Here is a 17,662-nt window from a genome sequence, read left to right on the forward strand (position 1 = left end):
GCAAGCTGCTGCACATCGCCTATGGTGTACTCAAATCGGGACAACCCTTCGATGTGCAAAAGGCGCTTGCCCACTGATGGGCAAGACGGTATCTACCGGCCTCCCCTCTCTCCCCTACCTTCGTTTGGCGCCACTCGGCCGCCTATCAATTTTGTGCACAATCCAAAATAAAATTGTTCCACATAGTGTCCACAAGTGATTATGATCGGCACATTCTGACCAGGTAGACAGCTTTCAAGCCTGGCGGATCAAGAGGGCAACACGCGGCCCTCTGAGCCCATGACCGAATAAAAACAATTGGCAGGCTAACTATGACAACCCCCGATAGCTCCACCCGCTCGGACCTCATCTACGGCCTGGACGACCGCCCGCACTTCAGCGCCGCGCTCTTTGCCGCTCTGCAACACGTACTGGCCAGTTTTGTTGGCATCATCACCCCCACCCTGATCATCGGCGGCGCCCTGGGCCTGCAAAGTGAAGTGCCGTACCTGATCAGCATGGCGCTGTTCGTGTCGGGCCTGGGTACGTTTATTCAGGCACGCCGTTTCGGCCCCATCGGCTCGGGCCTGTTGTGCCTGCAAGGCACCAGCTTTGCCTTTATCAGCGTGATTCTCAGCGCCGGGTTTCTGGTGAAGTCGCGTGGCGGCGGAACTGATGAAATTCTCTCGACGATTTTTGGTGTGTGCTTTTTTGCTGCCTTTATCGAAGTGGCCCTCAGCCAATTCATTGGCAAGCTGCGCAAGCTGATCACCCCAGTGGTGACCGGCACCATCATCACCCTGATGGGCCTGTCGCTGATCAAGGTGGCGGTTACCGATATGGCCGGCGGCTTCGGCGCGCCGGACCTGGGCGCCATGAGCAACCTGGGCCTGGCCTTTCTGGTGCTGGGCATCATCGTGGTGCTGAACCGTTTCGATATTCCGATTCTGCGTCTGGCCGCCATCATCATCGGCCTGGGTATCGGCTTTGTGGTGGCCTGGGCCATGGGCAAAGTGGACTTCGCGGCCATGCCGGACGTGCCCGCCGTCAGCATTCCGGTGCCGTTCAAGTACGGTTTCTCGTTCGACTGGTATGCCTTTATTCCGGTGGCGGTGGTGTTTCTGATCACGCCGCTGGAAGCCGCTGGTGACCTCACGGCCAACTCGATGATTTCGCAGCAGCCGGTGCGCGGCCCGGTGTATATCCGCCGGATCAAGTCGGGCCTGTTGGCCGACGGCCTCAACTCGGCGATGGCAGCGTTGTTCAGCAGCATGCCGATGGTGACCTTTGCGCAGAACAACGGCGTGATTCAGCTGACCGGCGTGGCCAGCCGCTATGTGGCGTATTTCATTGCCGTGCTGCTGGTGTTGCTGGGCCTGTTCCCGATGGTGGGCGCGGTGCTGCAACTGATGCCCAAACCGGTATTGGGCGGCGCCACCTTGATTATGTTCGGCACAGTGGCTGTGGCCGGCATCAAGATCCTCTCCGAGGCTGGCCTGCACCGGCGCAATATGTTGATCGTGTCGATATCCCTGGGCCTGGGCCTGGGCGTCGCCGCCGTACCGGAAGTACTGCGCGAACTGCCAAGTGCCCTGCACAACATCTTCGAGTCGCCGATCACCGTCGGGGCGTTTGCGGCCATCCTGCTGAATATCTTCCTGCCGGAGGAATACCTGGATGCCATCGAAGAAGACGAATTCGACCCGGAAGCCTCGATCGTTGAAGTGATGCAAAACCCAAGCAGCGAAGACATCGCCAACGACCTGGCCCGCGCCGGCAAAGTCAGCCTGCAACGCTGATACGCCGGCCGCCCCTTCAACTCTCGTACCGCAACGCGCCCCAAACTGCCTGGTTTCGGGCGCTGTAGGGGCGCGAGCTGGAAAGCGCTGTAACCACCACAACAACAAGGAAAACCCAATGAACCTGAAGCATTTGCCGCACTGCCTCGCTCTGACTGCCGGTCTGTTCACTGGTAGCCAGGCTGCGTTGGCGGATGACCTGCTGCAATGGCAGAACAACAGCCTGACCTACCTGTATGGCCAGGATTTCAAGGTCAACCCTGAAATCCAGCAAACCGTAACCTTCGAGCACGCTGACGGCTGGAAATACGGCGATAACTTCCTTTTCATCGACAAGATTTTCTACAACGGCAAAGCCGACCCAGGCGTTGGCAACAACACCTACTACGGCGAATTCAGCCCGCGTCTGTCGCTAGGCAAGATCACCGGCGAAAAAATCGCGTTCGGCCCGGTCACCGACGTATTGCTGGCCATGACCTATGAGTTTGGTGAAGGCGATGTGGAGTCCTATCTGATCGGTCCGGGCTTCGACCTGGCCATTCCGGGCTTCGACTTCTTCCAGATCAACTTCTACAACCGTCAAACCGATGGCAACCGCCCAGGCGACGACGTGTGGCAAATCACCCCGGCCTGGAGCTACACCATTCCAGTGGGCGATTCCGACATCCTGATCGACGGCTTTATGGACTGGGTCGTGGACAACGACGAAAACGCCCGTGGCACGTACCACGCCAACCTGCACTTCAACCCGCAGATCAAATACGACTTGGGTAAAGCGTTGAACTGGGGCGCCAAACAGTTGTACGTCGGTATCGAATACGACTACTGGAAAGACAAGTACGGCATCGACAACGACAGCTTCCTGGGCGACGAGATCCTCGACGGCACCAACCAGAACACCGCCAGCCTGCTGGTGAAAGTGCACTTCTGATGCACATCTGATTGGTCTGTGAGGTGCGAATGACCGCTGGGTAGGCGGTGTCATTCGGCCACGGGGCGAACCGGCTTATGGACGGTTCGCCCCTTTTTTGTTGCGCTGCACATCTTGCGCAGCGCAGCCCAACATCTGCCCCTCAATGCCTGCTAGCCTTGACGCTTCGAACCACAAAGTGAGGGAAGCACTTTGAAACTGGCCGCCATCGTTCTGATTCTCTTGCCTGCATGTGCCCAGGCCCAGGTGTACAAATGCGTCGCCAGCGACGGCAGCACCAGCTACGCCACCGTGCCCTGCCCAGCCGGCAGCGGCGAAACCACCCGCATCATCGAACCGGTACCGCCTAGCGGCGTGCTGAATATTCCGGCACTCGCGCCACCTGCAAGCGCAGACTCGACAACCGAGAACGCAGACGCTTCCGCCGAGACCACCGACGAAGCCCCGCAAGCCCCCACTGTCACCGGCATCACCGTGATCGAAGACAGCGAAGAAGCCAGCCGCGAGCAGAAACGCACGCTGATGCGCGAAGAAGCAGAGCAGCACAAGAAAGATATGTACGACCAGGACCTGCGCAAGAAAGAGAACCAGCAGCGTCAGGAAGAATATCGGCAGCGGCAGGAACGCGAGCGCAACACCAACATAAATAACAGCAACACCACCCGGTAAGCCCCGCCACCGCCCTATTTCGCTGCTTCGGCTATCAACCACTGCTTGAGCGCCTGCACCGCCGGGCGCAGCGTGGCGCCTTGCGGGTGCACCACGTAATAGCCTTTGCTCAGGTGCAAGCGGTCGCTGAATGGCTCTATCAGGCTACCGTCCGCGACCTCCTCTTCGGTCAGCAACGAACTGGTGAGCAGCACCCCCTGGTGCCGGCTCGCAGCTTCGATCGCCACCAGCGACTGATCGAAATACAACCCCGGGATGGCTGCTTGCCCGTTGGGCGACAAGCCGCTGAAACGCTGCAGCCAGTTTTCCCAATGCGGGTGCAGGGTGTTGTGCAGCAGCGTGGTTTTGCTGATGTCGGCGCTGGTGCGCAGGTTCAGGCGCTCGGCGTACTGCGGGCTGCAGTAGACGCGCGCATCGTCCATACAGAGCAAGTGCGCCTCAAGCGTCGAGTCATTGCCATCGAAATAGCGCACGGCCAGGTCCACCGGCTCGACATTGAAGTCCACCACGGCCGCAGATGAATTGAGGTGCAGCGCCACCTCGGGGTTATGCGCGACAAAACCGGACATGCGCCGAGCAAACCAGCGCGCGGCAAAGCTGGGCGGCATATTGACCCATACGCCATTGCTGCGGCTGTCACGCAGTAACCGGCTGGCGCTGCTGATCTGCGCCAGCGCCGGCTGGATGCGCGCCCAATACGCCAAGCCATCGGCAGTGGGCTGCAACTGGCGAATATGGCGGGTGAACAGGCTGATGCCCAGCCATTCTTCGAGCTTGCGAATTTGCTGGCCGACGGCGCCGGGCGTCACGTTCAGCTCCTCGGCGGCAAGAGAAAAACTATTCTCGCGCATGGCAATATCGAAGTAATGCAAGGCCTTTAGCGGCGGCATCTGGCTCATGGTGAAGTTTTTCTCTTGCAAGGCGGATTCTTAATCGGTTGTAGCACGGCGCTGGGAGCCCAGACAATTGCGCCACCTCGCTTACCCGGACACCCTCGCCATGAAGTTCCTCAGCAAACACATCGCCTACGTCGCCTTTGCTCTGCTGGGGCTGATCTGGGGGACCAACTTTATCTTCACCAAATGGGCCTCGGCCCTGATCAGCGCCGAGCAGATCGTGTTGCTGCGGGTGCTGTTCGGCTTTGTGCCACTGCTGATTGTGGCGCTGGCGCGGCGCGCCCTGAGTTGGGCGCACCTGCGTTACGCCCACCACTTTCTGGCCATGGCACTGATGGCCACCGCGCTCTACTACTACGCCTATGCCAAGGGCGCATCGCTGTTGCTATCGAGCGTGGCCGGTATGCTGAGCGGGGCGATTCCGTTGTTCACCTTTGCCTGTGCGTTTGTGTTTCTGCGTGAGGAGCCGCTGAACCGGCACACGGCGCTGGGCGTGTTATTCGGCTTTGCCGGCGTATTGATGATCGCCCGGCCGTGGCAAGCAGCCGGGCTGAATATCGATGGCGTGTTGTATATGGTGGCGGGCTCGTTGTGTGTGGGCTGCTCGTTTGTGTATGCCAAGCGTTTTCTTACCGGCCTGCCCATTACGCCGTTGGCGCTGTGCACCTACCAGATCGGCACGGCGCTGGTGTTGATCGCGCTGGTCACGCACCTCGACGGCATCGGTCGCATCACCACCGACACCCGCGCCATGCTCGGTTTGTCGTTGGGCCTTGGGCTACTCGGCACCGGCGTGGCGTATATCCTCTATTACTTCATCGTGCAGAAGCTGGGCGCGGTAAAAGCCTCGGCGGTGACCTATATTCCACCGGTGATTGCGCTGTTGATCGGCGTATTTCTGGCCCATGAGCCGGTAAAGGCTCAGGACCTGATCGCGGTGGCGGCGATTCTGGGTGGCGTTTATATCCTCCAGACCGGCCGGCGCGTGCCGGCGTAGGGCGAATATCCGCTCGCGGATATCCGCCATTGCAATCTGGTGTCATGCGCCACGGCGGATATCGCCCATGGCGATTTCGCCCTACATCCCACGGGGCATTATTGATGGGGCTATAATCGCCGCCTCGTGAAAAAGCTGCCGGGTTACCTCCGGCCCTGATACTGGAACGCCCCATGTTACGAATCACCGAATTCAAGCTGCCTATCGACCACAGCGACGAGGCCCTGCGCCCTGCCCTGGTTCAACGCCTGGGCCTTGCCGATAGCGAACTGCTGGACTTCACCCTGTTCAAGCGCAGCTACGACGCGCGGAAAAAATCCGCCGAACTGTGCTTTATCTACACCATCGATTTCGCTGTCGCCGATGAAGCCGCGCTGCTGAAAAAATTCAGCGACGACCGCCATATCAGCGTCGCCCCGGATACCTCGTACAAATTCGTCGGCCAGGCTCCTGAGCAATTGGCCGAGCGCCCGTTAGTGGTCGGCTTCGGCCCGTGCGGCATCTTCGCCGCCTTGCTGCTGGCGCAGATGGGATTCAAGCCCATCGTGCTGGAACGCGGTAAAGAAGTACGCCAGCGCACCAAAGACACTTGGGGCCTGTGGCGCAAAAGCGTGCTCAACCCCGAGTCCAACGTGCAGTTTGGTGAAGGCGGCGCGGGTACCTTCTCCGACGGCAAGCTCTACAGCCAGATCAAAGACCCTAAATTCCTCGGCCGCAAAGTGCTGCACGAGTTCGTCAAGGCCGGCGCGCCGGAAGAGATTCAGTACGTCAACAAACCCCATATCGGCACCTTCCGCCTCACCGGCGTAGTGGCCGATATGCGCGAGCAGATCATTGCCCTCGGCGGTGAAGTGCGCTTCGAGCAGCGCGTGACCGATGTGCAGATCGAAGACGGCCAGCTCACCGGCGTCACCCTGGCCAGCGGCGAGCAAATCCACAGTCGCCACGTGATTCTGGCCCTCGGCCACAGCGCCCGTGACACCTTCCGCATGCTGCACAGCCGCGACGTATTTATGGAAGCCAAGCCCTTCTCGGTGGGTTTCCGTATCGAGCATCCACAGTCATTGATCGACCAGGCGCGCCTCGGCCGTTTCGCCGGCCACCCGAAAATCGGCGCCGCCGACTACAAGCTGGTGCACCACGCCAAGAACGGCCGTTCGGTGTACAGCTTCTGCATGTGCCCGGGCGGCACCGTGGTGGCCGCCACCTCCGAGCCGGAGCGCGTGGTCACCAACGGCATGAGCCAATACTCGCGTAACGAGCGCAATGCCAACTCCGGCATCGTGGTCGGCATTACCCCGGAGGTGGATTACCCCGGCGGCCCGTTGGCCGGCGTAGAGTTGCAGGAGCGTTTGGAGTCGCACGCCTATGTGATGGGCGGGCGCAACTACAACGCGCCGGGGCAATTGGTCGGTGACTTTATTGCTGGCAAGCCGACCACCGCCCTGGGCAGCGTCGAGCCGTCGTACAAGCCCGGCATCAACCTCATGGACCTGGCCGACGCCCTGCCCGCCTTCGCCATCGAAGCCATCCGTGAAGCACTGCCGGCGTTCGACAAGCAGATCAAGGGCTTTGCCATGCACGACGCGGTGCTCACCGGCATCGAAACCCGCACTTCATCGCCGCTGCGCATTACCCGTGGCGATGACCTGCAAAGCCTGAACGTGCGCGGCTTGTTCCCGGCCGGTGAAGGCGCCGGCTATGCCGGTGGCATTCTCTCCGCCGGGGTCGACGGCATTCGCATTGCCGAGGCGGTAGCGCGGGATATTCTTGGAATTCAGGAGGCGTAGGGCGAATACCGCAGGTATCCGCCGTGGCGGCGTTCGCGCCAACGCATAATGGCGGATACCCACGGCGGGTATTTGCCCTACGAAGCCGGTCCCACCAACGCCGACAATCGCTTCTCCAGCCCCAACGCCTTGAACCGCTCCACCACAAAATCCACAAATACCCGGGTCTTCTGCGGCAGCAGTTTTTGCCCGGCGAAGTACAACGTGGTGGCGCCGGTATCCACATACCAATCCGGCAGCACGCGCTGCACCGTCCCCCTCTCCAGATACGGCAACGCATGGGCCACGCTGACCAGGGCGATGCCCAGGCCGATCTGTGCCGCCGCGCAGGCAGCCTCGGGGTCGCTCAGGGTCATGCGCGGCTGGATATCGATAGGCGCCAGCAGGCCGTCGCGATTGCGTAGCGTCCAGGGCCGCACCCGACCGGTTTGCGGGGAGCGGATAAGAATGCCGGCATGGGCGGCCAGGTCGGCCGGCGAGTTCAACCTCGGGGCAGTTTCCAGGTAGGCCTTGGAGGCCAACAGCACCCGGTGCGCCGGTGCCAGCTCGCGCGCCACCACGCCCAGCGGCAAATCGAAACCACCGCCCACCGCCGCATCGAAGCCATCGGCAATCAAGTCCACCGGGCGGTTATCGAAATGCCAGTCGGGCACTACGCGCGGGTAGCGTTTAAGAAACTCACCCAGCAGCGGCACCATATATTCGCGGCCGAACGACAGCCCCATGCTCACCTTCAAGGTGCCGGCCGGCTGGCTTTTAAGGCTGGTCAGATTGCCCATCGCCAGTTGCAGGGTGCTTAAGCCGCCCGCGGCTTCGGCCAGAAAATATTCACCGGCCTCCGTCAGGCTGAGCTTGCGGGTACTACGCTGGAACAGCCGCACATCCAGGCTGTCTTCCAGCCGGGCGACGTTCTTGCCCACCGCCGCCGGGGTCAACCCTAGGCGCCGCGCGGCCTGGGCAAAGCTGCCGGCCTCGGCACTCCGAATAAAACACTCGATGCAGTTGAGCGTGTCCATGGTCGATTCCATACCGTTTGGATCGAAAGCATATCCGTATTACCAGCTATTCGCAGGGTAATTAGCTGCGGATACTAGCCCCAACACCAAACGACACACCCTTAACGCTTCCCCCCTAACGAACTTTGGAGAACACCATGACTACTCAAGCATCCCTGAACGGCACCGCACTCAACGGCAAGGTCGCATTCGTACAAGGCGGTTCCCGCGGTATCGGCGCGGCCATCGTCAAACGCCTGGCCCGTGACGGCGCTGCCGTTGCCTTCACCTACAGCCAGAGCGCCCAGCAATCCGAAGGCCTGGTGGCCGAGATCGTTGCCGCCGGCGGCAAAGCCCTGGCCATTCGTGCCGACAGCGCCAGCGAGCAAGCCATTCGCGGCGCCATCAGCCAGGCCGTGGAAACCTTCGGCGGGCTGGACATTCTGGTGAACAACGCCGGCGTGCTGGCCGTGGCTCCCATTGAACAACTGAGCATGGAAGACATCGACCGTACCCTGTCGATCAACGTGCGCAGCGTGGTGATCGCCAGCCAGGAAGCCGCCCGCCATCTGCGTGACAACGGCCGAATCATCACCATCGGCAGCACCAACGCCGACCGTATTCCTTTCGCGGGCGGCTCGATCTACGCCTTGAGTAAATCGGCCATCGTCGGCTTTACCAAAGGCCTGTCGCGCGACTTGGGCGGTCGCGGCATCACCGTGAACAACGTACAGCCAGGCCCGGTAGACACCGACATGAACCCGGACAGCGGCGACTTCGCCGACACCCTGAAACAGGGCATGGCGCTGGGCCGTTACGGCAAAGTGGAAGAGATCGCCAGCTTTGTCAGCTACCTCGCAGGCCCGGAAGCCGGCTATATCACCGGTGCCAACCTGACGATTGATGGTGGGTTTGCGGCGTAAGTTGCGCCAAGCAGGAAATCAACGTACCTGGATCCCCGCCTGCGCGGGGATGACAGAGTAAGCCAAACGCTCACCGTCATCCCCGCGAAGGCGGGGATCCAGAATGTCGGATCAACCGCTGTACCGCTGATAGCACACGGTAGTGCGCCGCGAGCCATTGGGCCGGCGCTGTGGATCGGCATAGGTATGCAGTTCGCTGAAGCCGGCTTTGCGCATCATGCCGGCCGAGGCGATGTTTTCTTCGTGGCGGTCGATGTAGATATCGACCAGTCCTTTCGCTCCAAGCCGGGCAACGGCTTGCTCAAGCAAGGTCGAACCCAGCCCCTTCCCCGCCATATCCCGATGCACCACCGCTTCGCAGATATAGCCTTGGGCATCGTCGCGCCGCGCCGCCGGTTGTTGATCGGCAAACTGGCGGGTCTGGATGTAACTCACAAACCCCACGATTCGCTCGCCTTGCTCGGCCACCACGGCCTCTACCGAACCATCGGCGATGGCATTGAGGTGCTCGCGTATGCCGTCTTCAGGCAGGTAGTTCCAGGGGTTGGGACCGTGCTCAAGCAGCAGTGCGGTGAGTTCGGCAATGTCTTGCGGTTGGGCGGCGCGAATCGTTGGGGCAGCGTCACTCATGGCGTCAGATTCCTGCAGTAGGCAAATCAGGCAGCGCCTCGCCCCGTTCGGCGCAGGCGGCCACCCGTTCGATCAGTGGGTCCAATTGGTAGCCCTGGGCTCTCAGCCACTCAGGGTTGTAATAACGGGTGGCGTAGCGTTCGCCGCCATCGCACAGCACCGCCACAATCGAGCCGCGCTCGCCGGCGGCAACCATGCGTTGCGCCACCAGCAGCGCGCCAATCAGGTTGGTGCCGCTGGAGCCGCCAACATGCCGGTCCAGGCGCCGCGCCAGGTAGTGCATGGCGGCCAGCGACAGGGCATCGGGCACCTTGCACATGGCATCGATCACCGCCGGCAAAAATGAGGCTTCCACCCGCGGCCGGCCGATGCCTTCGATGCCCGAACCACAGTCCAGGCGCAGGCTGGCATCGCCCGTGCGGTAGTAGTCGAAGAACACCGAACGCTCGGCGTCGGCACACAGAATGCGGGTGTCATGGCGCCGGTACCGCACATAGCGGCCCAGTGTTGCCAGCGTGCCGCCGGTTCCGGGGCTGGACACCAGCCAGCTCGGCTCGGGGAAGTGCTCGAAGCGCATCTGCTGGAAGATGGACTCGGCGATGTTGTTGTTGGCGCGCCAGTCGGTGGCACGCTCGGCGTAGGTGAACTGGTCCATAAAATGACCACCGCTCTCTCGCGCCAGGCGCTCGGACTCGGCGTAGATCTGCGTCGGGTCTTTGACCAGGTGACTCTGGCCGCCGTAGAACTCGATCTGGGCGATCTTCTCTTTCGAGGTGGTCGCCGGCATTACGGCTATAAACGGCAGCCCCAGGAGGCGGGCGAAGTAGGCTTCGGAAATGGCGGTGGAGCCGCTGGAGGCTTCAATCACCGGCGCCCCCGGTTTCAACCAGCCGTTGCACAGCGCATAGAGAAACAGCGAACGCGCCAGGCGGTGTTTGAGGCTGCCGGTGGGATGGCTGGACTCATCCTTGAAATACAGCTCGATGCCCGGCAGGCCCGGCACGCTCAGGGGAATAAGGTGGGTATCGGCGCTGCGCTGGAAATCCGCCTCGATGATGCGGATAGCCTCGCGGGCCCACGCTCTGGAACCAATAGAGCTGGAATTGCTCATGCATCACCTTCAATCAAGAATGCCAGCTGGCGTCGGCACGTTCGGGTTCTGGCGCCACTGGCTCAGCCCCACGCCAATAAAGACCAGGCCCACGGCCAACAGTTGCCACGCATTCAGGCGCTCGCCCAAAAACAATGCGGCCATCAGCAAGGTGAACACCGGTATCAGATTTGTAAAACCGGAGGCCTGGCTGGCCGGCAGCCGGCCCACGCCAAAGTTGTACAGGCCATAGGCGCCCACGGTCACCACAATGCCCAGGTACACCACTGCGCCCCAGCCTTGCGCGCTGATATGGCTGGGCAGCTCGGCGTTGAACAGGGCCAGCGGCAGAAAGAACACTGAGCCGACAAACGCCTGCAACGCCGTTAGCGCAAACGCCGAGTAGCGGCTGGAAAGGTGCTTGAGCAACAGGGTGTAGCCGGTGGCACAGAGCATGGCCAGAAACTCGAAGAAGTTACCCACCAGTGGCGCCGGGGCATGCACATCGGCCTCCCCCGCCACGCTAAGCCACACGGCCCCTACAACCGCCAGCAGAAAGCCGGCCAGGGTGGTGCGGGTGATGCGCTCGCGCACAGTGAGAAAGGCACCGACGGCCACCAGCAGCGGCAGTAAGGCAGTGATCATGCCGGCCTGGGAGGCGCTGGTGCGTTGCAGCGCCAGCGCTTCGAAGATGAAGTACAAACACGGCTCGCAGGCGGCCAGGCCCAACAGATATTTCCAATCGCCGGGGCGGTATTCGATGCGCCCACGCCAGCGCCAGGCCAGCAGAAACACCAGGCTGCCCAGGGCCATACGGCCGAAAATCACCCACATGGGCGGTATTTCACTGAACGCCAGCTTCAAGGCGATAAACGAGCTTCCCCACAAAGCCATGGCAATTACCAGACACCCCCAGGCAAGCGCCTGACCTTCACTTCGCTGCACAACCACCTCCAATTTATTGACCTGCAGTATAGAAACCGTACCTGGCGCCGCCCAGTTACAGTGGAGCAGCTATCCTCTGCGCAACTGTTTTATGGTCCGCACTGCAGGAGCACTGCCTTGTCTTTTCGTAATGTCCTGACCCGCTTCTTTCGCCTCGAAGCCGCCAGCGGTCTGCTGCTGATTGCCGCCGCCGTGCTGGCGCTGACCATCAATAATTCGCCCCTGGCATTTCTCTATAACGGCCTGTTGACCACCCCGGTGGCGGTGCAGGTCGGCGCGCTGGAAATCGCCAAACCGTTACTTCTGTGGATCAACGATGGGTTGATGGCGCTGTTCTTTCTCACCATTGGCCTGGAAGTGAAACGCGAAGTGCTGGAGGGGCACCTGTCCCATCCCTCGCAGATTGTGCTGCCGGGCATGGCGGCCATCGGCGGCATGCTGGTGCCGGCGCTGGTGTATTGGGCGATCAACCGCCACCACCCAGAGGCCATCGGCGGCTGGGCGATTCCCATGGCCACCGACATCGCCTTTGCCCTGGGTGTACTGGCACTGCTCGGCGCCCGCGTGCCGCTGACGCTCAAGCTGTTTCTGATGACGTTGGCAATCATCGACGACCTGGGGGCGATCATTGTGATCGCGCTGTTCTATTCCGCCGACTTGTCCACCCGCTCGCTGCTGATGGCGGCCACCTGCATTGTGATACTGATCGCGATGAATCGCGCCGGCGTGCAGAAACTCAGCCCCTTTATGGTGGTGGGCCTGATTTTATGGGTGTGCGTGCTGAAAAGCGGCGTGCACGCCACGCTCGCCGGGGTCACCTTGGCCTTTACCATCCCGCTGCGCACCCGCGAGGGCGTGCCCTCCCCGGCCCGCGCCCTGGAGCACACCCTGCACCCGTGGGTGATTTACGGAATATTGCCGTTGTTCGCCTTTGCCAATGCCGGCGTACCGCTGACGGGCCTGGGGCTGGACAGTTTTCTGCACTCAGTGCCGCTGGGCATTGCCACCGGTTTGCTGGTGGGCAAGACCGTGGGGGTGTTCGGCCTGGCATGGCTGGCGATTGCGGTGGGCATAGCCAAGCTGCCCGAAGGCGCCAACTGGGGCCAGGTGCTAGGCGTGGCGGTACTGTGCGGGATTGGTTTCACCATGAGCCTGTTTGTGGGCTCGCTGGCGTTTGAACCGGGGGTAAGTCCGCTGGCGGGAATGGACCGGATCGGCATTCTGGCCGGGTCGTTTTTTGCGGCAGTGATCGGTTACGCGGTTATGGCCAAGGCCAGCGCGAAACCGCTTCTGTAGGGTGTGCTTCGCGCACCGTTGCGATAACCGGGAGATCGCCGGGTGCGCACAACACACCCGACGAGCGCAAAAGCGCTTACGGATGCAGGCGATTGAGGCCCGGCGGAATTTCGCTGCTGTCGGTGTTTTTCCACGGCCCGTTGGCGTACGTCGCCCAGCTCCAACCGTTGTTCCAACGGTAGTAGGTGCGTTCGCGGTAGTACAGGTTCGGCACCTGATCCAGCACATACACACCCAATTGCGTATCCCAGTAGCTGCTTACACCTGGCGGCGGGGCGAAGTGCGGATGGGCTTTCATGCGGGTGCTGGCCGGGGTTTGCGTCGGCAGCGGCGCGCTTTTGGGCTGCTGGGTGGAACGTTGCGGGGTGTCGGGCGTGGTACTTGGCGGCAGCGGAAAAGGCTGGGGCTGCGTCTCTGTCGAAATGGGTGGTGCGCTACAGCCAGCGAGCAGCGCAAGCAATACCGCAGCAGCGCAACGCGCTGCATTTACACCCATCTGAATTGTCATTGTGCCTGTCCGTCTGCCGAGTCGATGGTCAGCTGTTGCTGATCCGTGCTGCTACTGGCCAAAGGCTGACTGCGACCGATCCACTCGCCCGCCTTGGCATTGCCTGCCCGCGAGATGCGAGCTTGCAGTATGACCTGAGGGAAGTTGGAGAGTTTCAGTTGCGGCATCATCGCGTCGCTGTCGGCCAGGCTGACCTCGGCCGGCAGGTCGGCGACGGTCAGGCGTTTTACCGCCAGTGGCATCGGCGGGCCGCTGGCGGCACGGGCGAAGACAAACACGCTGTCGCCTGGCTGCACCTTGGCCTGCACCTCGGGCGACAGTTGCACACGCACCTTCAAGACTGAACCGGTGGCGGCGGCAACGGCGGGCTGCTCGGCGGTTTGCTGGTCGGCCGGCAGATTGCTGCGGGCGCGCTCGATACCGCCTTCGATGGCGGCGCGCGATGGATCATCGGCCGGCATCAGGGCCACCAGGCGACCCCAGTACGTCACCGCGTCCTGGAAGCGCTTGTCTTCGAACGCGGCGATACCGAGCAGACCGAGGCTGGTGACTTCTTCAGGGTTGCCCTTCAGGGCTTCGTCGGTCAGGGCCTGAAGGTCCGGCGACCATTTCTTGTCGTTGGCGAAGTAGCGGGCCTGGGCCAGTTGGCCGAGCAATTCGGGCTGGCGGCCGGCAAGGCTGATGGCGCGTTCGAAGGCGCTGGCGCCGTCGCCCGGACGCTCCTGGCTCATATAGGCGCGACCGAGGTAGTACCAGGCTTCGGCGGATTCCGGCTGAGCCTTTACCGCTTGTTCTAGGCGAGCGGTCATCTCTTCGATGGTACGCGGCGCCTGGGTTTCTTCCTGTGCCAGTTCAACCTTGGCCAACGAACCCCACTGCCAATACATGCCCAACGCCAGCACCGGCACCAGCACGGCGGCGGCCACCGGCACCCACTTGCCCAGCTTGGAGGTACGGCCCAGGTCTGCGCCTTCGGTATCGGCTAGCAGCTCGCGTGCGGCTTCGGCTTTGGCGGCTTGCCACTGCTCGTCACTCAGGGTGCCGGCCTGTTGCTGGGCTGAAAGCTCGGCCACGCGCTCCTGGTACAGCGCCACGTTCAGAGCGGTGCGGTCTTCTTCGCGCTGGGCACGGCGGCCGCGCAATACGGGAATCAACAGAAATGCCAAGGCCACCAGCAACAGCAGGCCGGCAGAGAGCCAGAATTCGATCATTGGGAAAGTTTGTCCGCAGGCACAGAATTAGGGTTTTGCTCGGCGCTGAGCAGCGCATCAAGGCGCGCTTGCTCATCGCCCGACAGGGTGGTGTCCGGGCCGGCCACCGTTTTACGACGGCGCACGCCAATCACCACCATCACCAGAAAACCGGTACCCAGCGCCGCGGCCGGGCCAAACCAGAGCAGCCAGGTGCGGGCGGTAACGGCCGGTTTGTAGCGTACGAACTCGCCGTAGCGGTCGACCATAAAGTCGACGATCTGCTCGTTGCTCTTGCCCTCGCCCAGCATGCGGAAAATTTCCTTACGCAGGTCGGCGGCAATCGGCGCGTTGGAGTCGGCGATATCCTGGTTCTGGCATTTAGGGCAGCGCAGTTCCAGGGTCAGCTCGCGAAAGCGCTCCCGCTCGGCTTCATTGGCAAATTCATAGGTATCGATGGCCGCCTGGGCCACGCCGACCAAGCTCAACCCCAGGGCCAGTGCGGCAAGCCAACGCTTCATTGCGCTGCCTCGTCGACCAGTGCCTGATACAGACCGGCCAACTGCTCACGCCACACCACCTCGTCGATCACACCAACGAACTTGTGGCGGATGATGCCCTTGCTGTCGATCAGGAAGGTTTCCGGTGCGCCGTACACGCCCAGGTTCAGCCCCAGGCTGCCTTCGGCGTCGTTGATATTGAGCTGATAGGGGTTGTGGAACTCCTTCAGCCATTTCAATGCGGCGGCGTTTTCGTCTTTGTAGTTCACCCCGTAAACACGCACACCTTGCTGGGCCAGCTTGTTCAGCACCGGGTGTTCCACGCGGCAGGAAATGCACCAGGTGGCCCATACGTTGAGCAGCGCCGGTTTGCCAAGCAGGTCGGCGCGGGTCAGGGTTTTATGCCCCTCCACCGCCGGCAGTGAGAACTCCGGAACCGGTTTGCCGATCAGCGCCGACGGCAGCTCGGACGGGTCGAGAAACAGGCCGCGGTACAAAAACACCGCGCCCACCAGAAATACCGCCAAGGGCAGCAGCAACAACGCCCGCTTCATGCCTGTGCTCCACCGAGGCCCAAGGCTTCACGCACTCGGGTTTTGACTTTGACGCGGTAGCGCCGGTCCAGCGCTGCCAGTAACCCACCGAAACCGGTGAGCAAACCACCGAACCAGATCCAGCGCACAAACGGTTTGACATGAATACGCACGGCCCACGCGCCGTTATCCAGCGGCTCGCCGAGGGCGATGTAGATATCGCGGGTAAAACCGGCATCGATGCCGGCCTCGGTCATCACCGACTGCTGCACGGTATACAGGCGTTTTTCCGGGTGCAGCACCGCCACTTCCTTGCCGTCTTCAATCACTCGCACCGTGCCACGGTCGGAGGTGAAGTTCGGGCCCTGGAAGTGTTCGGCGCCGTCGAAAATAAAGTGGTAGCCGCCCAAGTCGGTGGACTCACCGCGCTCCATGCGCATATCGCGCTGGGCGCTGTTCTGGCTCGACAACACCACGCCGAGGGCGCACACGGCGATGCCCAGGTGAGCGATCTGCATGCCCCAGTAACTGCGGGTGAGCTTGCCTACACCTTTGACCAGGCCGGTGTTGCGGGTTTTATCCAGCAGGTCGCGAACGCCAGCCAGCAACACCCAGGCGGCCAGCAGGCAGACGGCGAGCACGGCCCAGTTGAAGTCGCCGAGCACCATCGAGGCCACGCCGCCGAGCACCACGCTGGCGACCAGCACGGGGCTGAGCATGCTCAGCAGCCATTTCACCGGGGTGTCTTTCCAGCGCACGATCACGCCGACCGCCATCACTACCATCAGCAGGCTCATCAGCGGCACGAACAGCGCGTTGAAGTACGGCGGGCCGACCGACAGCTTGGCGCCGGTCAGGGCATCGAGTACAAGCGGGTACAGGGTGCCGAGCAGAATCATCGAGGCGGCAACCACCAACACCAGGTTGTTACCCAGCAGCAGCATTTCTCGCGACCACGGGGCAAAGCCCACCTGGCTTTTTACCACCGGCGCGCGCAGGGCGAACAGGGTCAGCGAGCCGCCGACCACCACCAGCAGGAACGCCAGAATAAATACGCCGCGCTCCGGGTCGGAGGCAAACGCATGCACCGAGGTCAGCACGCCGGAACGCACCAGGAAGGTACCGAGCAGGCTAAGGGAAAAAGCGGCGATGGCCAGCAGCACGGTCCAGCTTTTGAACACGCCGCGTTTTTCCGTAACTGCCAGGGAATGGATCAGTGCCGTACCCACCAGCCAGGGCATGAAAGAGGCGTTTTCCACCGGGTCCCAGAACCACCAGCCGCCCCAGCCGAGTTCGTAGTACGCCCACCACGAACCGAGGGTTATACCGATACCGAGGAAGGCCCAGGCGACGATGGTCCACGGCCGCGACCAGCGCGCCCAGGCGGCATCCAGGCGACCGCCAAGCAAGGCAGCGATGGCAAAGGAGAAGGCGACGGAGAAACCGACATACCCCATGTACAGCATCGGCGGGTGCACGATCAGGCCGATGTCTTGCAGCAGCGGATTAAGGTCGCGGCCGTCCACTGGGCTTTGTGGCAGCAGGCGCTCGAAGGGGTTGGAGGTGATGATCAGAAACAGCAGAAAGCCGATGCTGATCATGCCCATCACGCCCAGCACGCGGGCCAGCATCACTTGTGGCAACTGGCGCGAGAACACCGACACGGCGAAGGTCCAGCCGCCAAGAATCAAAGCCCAGAGCAGCAAGGAACCTTCGTGAGCGCCCCACACGGCACTGAATTTGTAGTACCAGGGCAAGGCACTGTTGGAGTTGTTGGCGACATAGGCGACCGAAAAGTCGTCGTTCATAAACGCCCAGGTCAGGCAGCCGAACGCCAACATCAGAAAGCTGAACTGGCCCCAGGCCGCCGGCTGGGCCAGGCCCATCCATTGGCGGTCGCCGCGCCAGGCGCCGATCATCGGCAGCGTGGCCTGCACCAGGGCCATGCAAAGGGCGAGAATCATCGCCAGGTGGCCGATTTCCGGAACGAT

General features: G+C 62.0%; 17 protein-coding genes. 7 read left to right on the forward strand and 10 right to left on the reverse strand.

Going from position 1 to position 17,662, the window contains the following annotated elements; genetic code table 11:
- The first annotated feature begins 311 nt into the window (after positions 1-311).
- The 3 genes from PKE98_RS23190 (at position 312) to PKE98_RS23200 (ending at position 3,378) form a co-directional block, all read left to right on the forward strand.
- A complete protein-coding gene (locus PKE98_RS23190; RefSeq protein ID WP_271197791.1) occupies positions 312-1,778 on the forward strand; it encodes a nucleobase:cation symporter-2 family protein in 1,467 nt (488 codons plus the stop codon).
- A 118-nt stretch (positions 1,779-1,896) separates the two neighbouring features.
- Positions 1,897-2,709, forward strand: a complete 813-nt coding sequence (locus PKE98_RS23195; RefSeq protein ID WP_271197792.1) for an outer membrane protein OmpK — start codon at positions 1,897-1,899, stop codon at positions 2,707-2,709.
- A 192-nt stretch (positions 2,710-2,901) separates the two neighbouring features.
- Positions 2,902-3,378, forward strand: a complete 477-nt coding sequence (locus PKE98_RS23200; RefSeq protein ID WP_271197793.1) for a DUF4124 domain-containing protein — start codon at positions 2,902-2,904, stop codon at positions 3,376-3,378.
- 14 nt (positions 3,379-3,392) lie between these two features.
- Here PKE98_RS23200 and PKE98_RS23205 read toward each other — a convergent pair whose 3' ends face one another.
- Positions 3,393-4,298, reverse strand: a complete 906-nt coding sequence (locus PKE98_RS23205; protein WP_271197794.1) for a LysR substrate-binding domain-containing protein — start codon at positions 4,296-4,298, stop codon at positions 3,393-3,395.
- 46 nt (positions 4,299-4,344) lie between these two features.
- Here PKE98_RS23205 and PKE98_RS23210 point away from each other — a divergent pair, with 46 nt between their 5' ends.
- Both PKE98_RS23210 and PKE98_RS23215 read left to right on the forward strand, forming a co-directional pair.
- On the forward strand, positions 4,345-5,271 hold the full coding sequence (locus tag PKE98_RS23210) for a DMT family transporter (protein ID WP_271197795.1): 927 nt from the start codon (positions 4,345-4,347) through the stop codon (positions 5,269-5,271).
- Between the two features lie 173 nt (positions 5,272-5,444).
- Positions 5,445-7,061, forward strand: a complete 1,617-nt coding sequence (locus PKE98_RS23215) for an NAD(P)/FAD-dependent oxidoreductase (RefSeq protein WP_271197796.1) — start codon at positions 5,445-5,447, stop codon at positions 7,059-7,061.
- 77 nt (positions 7,062-7,138) lie between these two features.
- Here the strand turns inward: PKE98_RS23215 and PKE98_RS23220 are convergent, their stop codons facing one another.
- Positions 7,139-8,077, reverse strand: coding sequence for a LysR family transcriptional regulator (locus PKE98_RS23220; protein WP_271197797.1), 939 nt, complete (start codon positions 8,075-8,077; stop codon positions 7,139-7,141).
- Positions 8,078-8,214: 137 nt separating this feature from the next.
- Between PKE98_RS23220 and PKE98_RS23225 the strand changes: the two genes are divergently transcribed.
- Complete coding sequence (locus tag PKE98_RS23225) at positions 8,215-8,979, forward strand: 3-oxoacyl-ACP reductase family protein (protein WP_271197798.1); 765 nt, start codon at positions 8,215-8,217, stop codon at positions 8,977-8,979.
- 111 nt (positions 8,980-9,090) lie between these two features.
- Here the strand turns inward: PKE98_RS23225 and PKE98_RS23230 are convergent, their stop codons facing one another.
- Genes PKE98_RS23230 through PKE98_RS23240 form a run of 3 tightly spaced genes read right to left on the reverse strand, consistent with a single transcriptional unit; the run spans position 9,091 to position 11,593 of the window.
- Positions 9,091-9,609 carry a GNAT family N-acetyltransferase gene (locus PKE98_RS23230; RefSeq protein ID WP_271197800.1) on the reverse strand — a complete coding sequence of 173 codons (519 nt, stop codon included), beginning with the start codon at positions 9,607-9,609 and terminating at the stop codon, positions 9,091-9,093.
- A gap of 4 nt (positions 9,610-9,613) precedes the next feature.
- Positions 9,614-10,720, reverse strand: coding sequence for a PLP-dependent cysteine synthase family protein (locus tag PKE98_RS23235; RefSeq protein ID WP_271197801.1), 1,107 nt, complete (start codon positions 10,718-10,720; stop codon positions 9,614-9,616).
- Between the two features lie 9 nt (positions 10,721-10,729).
- Positions 10,730-11,593, reverse strand: coding sequence for a DMT family transporter (locus tag PKE98_RS23240; RefSeq protein ID WP_445009282.1), 864 nt, complete (start codon positions 11,591-11,593; stop codon positions 10,730-10,732).
- Between the two features lie 168 nt (positions 11,594-11,761).
- On the opposite strand from PKE98_RS23240, the gene nhaA reads away from it, so the two are divergent.
- Entirely contained in the window at positions 11,762-12,940 is a 1,179-nt protein-coding gene (gene nhaA, locus PKE98_RS23245; protein WP_271197803.1) for a Na+/H+ antiporter NhaA, read from the forward strand.
- A gap of 76 nt (positions 12,941-13,016) precedes the next feature.
- Here the strand turns inward: nhaA and PKE98_RS23250 are convergent, their stop codons facing one another.
- Genes PKE98_RS23250 through PKE98_RS23270 form a run of 5 tightly spaced genes read right to left on the reverse strand, consistent with a single transcriptional unit; the run spans position 13,017 to position 17,662 of the window.
- Positions 13,017-13,448, reverse strand: a complete 432-nt coding sequence (locus PKE98_RS23250; RefSeq protein WP_271197804.1) for a hypothetical protein — start codon at positions 13,446-13,448, stop codon at positions 13,017-13,019.
- A complete protein-coding gene (gene ccmI, locus PKE98_RS23255; protein WP_271197805.1) occupies positions 13,445-14,659 on the reverse strand; it encodes a c-type cytochrome biogenesis protein CcmI in 1,215 nt (404 codons plus the stop codon). The genes PKE98_RS23250 and ccmI overlap by 4 nt, the downstream gene beginning before the upstream one ends.
- Positions 14,656-15,159, reverse strand: coding sequence for a cytochrome c-type biogenesis protein (locus PKE98_RS23260; protein ID WP_271197806.1), 504 nt, complete (start codon positions 15,157-15,159; stop codon positions 14,656-14,658). Before PKE98_RS23260 ends, ccmI begins: the two co-directional genes overlap by 4 nt.
- Positions 15,156-15,692, reverse strand: coding sequence for a DsbE family thiol:disulfide interchange protein (locus PKE98_RS23265; RefSeq protein WP_271197807.1), 537 nt, complete (start codon positions 15,690-15,692; stop codon positions 15,156-15,158). Before PKE98_RS23265 ends, PKE98_RS23260 begins: the two co-directional genes overlap by 4 nt.
- On the reverse strand, positions 15,689-17,662 hold the full coding sequence (locus tag PKE98_RS23270) for a heme lyase CcmF/NrfE family subunit (protein ID WP_271197860.1): 1,974 nt from the start codon (positions 17,660-17,662) through the stop codon (positions 15,689-15,691). Before PKE98_RS23270 ends, PKE98_RS23265 begins: the two co-directional genes overlap by 4 nt.

This window comes from Pseudomonas turukhanskensis, assembly GCF_027922365.1.
In the GTDB taxonomy this organism is placed as follows: Bacteria; Pseudomonadota; Gammaproteobacteria; order Pseudomonadales; family Pseudomonadaceae; genus Aquipseudomonas; species Aquipseudomonas turukhanskensis.

Coding starts and splice junctions, on each gene's coding strand:
- PKE98_RS23190 (WP_271197791.1), top strand. CDS start 312: ATGACAACCCCCGATAGCTCCACCCGCTCGGACCTCATCTACGGCCTG.
- PKE98_RS23195 (WP_271197792.1), top strand. CDS start 1,897: ATGAACCTGAAGCATTTGCCGCACTGCCTCGCTCTGACTGCCGGTCTG.
- PKE98_RS23215 (WP_271197796.1), top strand. CDS start 5,445: ATGTTACGAATCACCGAATTCAAGCTGCCTATCGACCACAGCGACGAG.
- PKE98_RS23220 (WP_271197797.1), bottom strand. CDS start 8,077: ATGGACACGCTCAACTGCATCGAGTGTTTTATTCGGAGTGCCGAGGCC.
- PKE98_RS23225 (WP_271197798.1), top strand. CDS start 8,215: ATGACTACTCAAGCATCCCTGAACGGCACCGCACTCAACGGCAAGGTC.
- PKE98_RS23230 (WP_271197800.1), bottom strand. CDS start 9,609: ATGAGTGACGCTGCCCCAACGATTCGCGCCGCCCAACCGCAAGACATT.
- PKE98_RS23235 (WP_271197801.1), bottom strand. CDS start 10,720: ATGAGCAATTCCAGCTCTATTGGTTCCAGAGCGTGGGCCCGCGAGGCT.
- PKE98_RS23240 (WP_445009282.1), bottom strand. CDS start 11,593: ATGGCTTTGTGGGGAAGCTCGTTTATCGCCTTGAAGCTGGCGTTCAGT.
- PKE98_RS23250 (WP_271197804.1), bottom strand. CDS start 13,448: ATGACAATTCAGATGGGTGTAAATGCAGCGCGTTGCGCTGCTGCGGTA.
- ccmI (WP_271197805.1), bottom strand. CDS start 14,659: ATGATCGAATTCTGGCTCTCTGCCGGCCTGCTGTTGCTGGTGGCCTTG.
- PKE98_RS23260 (WP_271197806.1), bottom strand. CDS start 15,159: ATGAAGCGTTGGCTTGCCGCACTGGCCCTGGGGTTGAGCTTGGTCGGC.
- PKE98_RS23265 (WP_271197807.1), bottom strand. CDS start 15,692: ATGAAGCGGGCGTTGTTGCTGCTGCCCTTGGCGGTATTTCTGGTGGGC.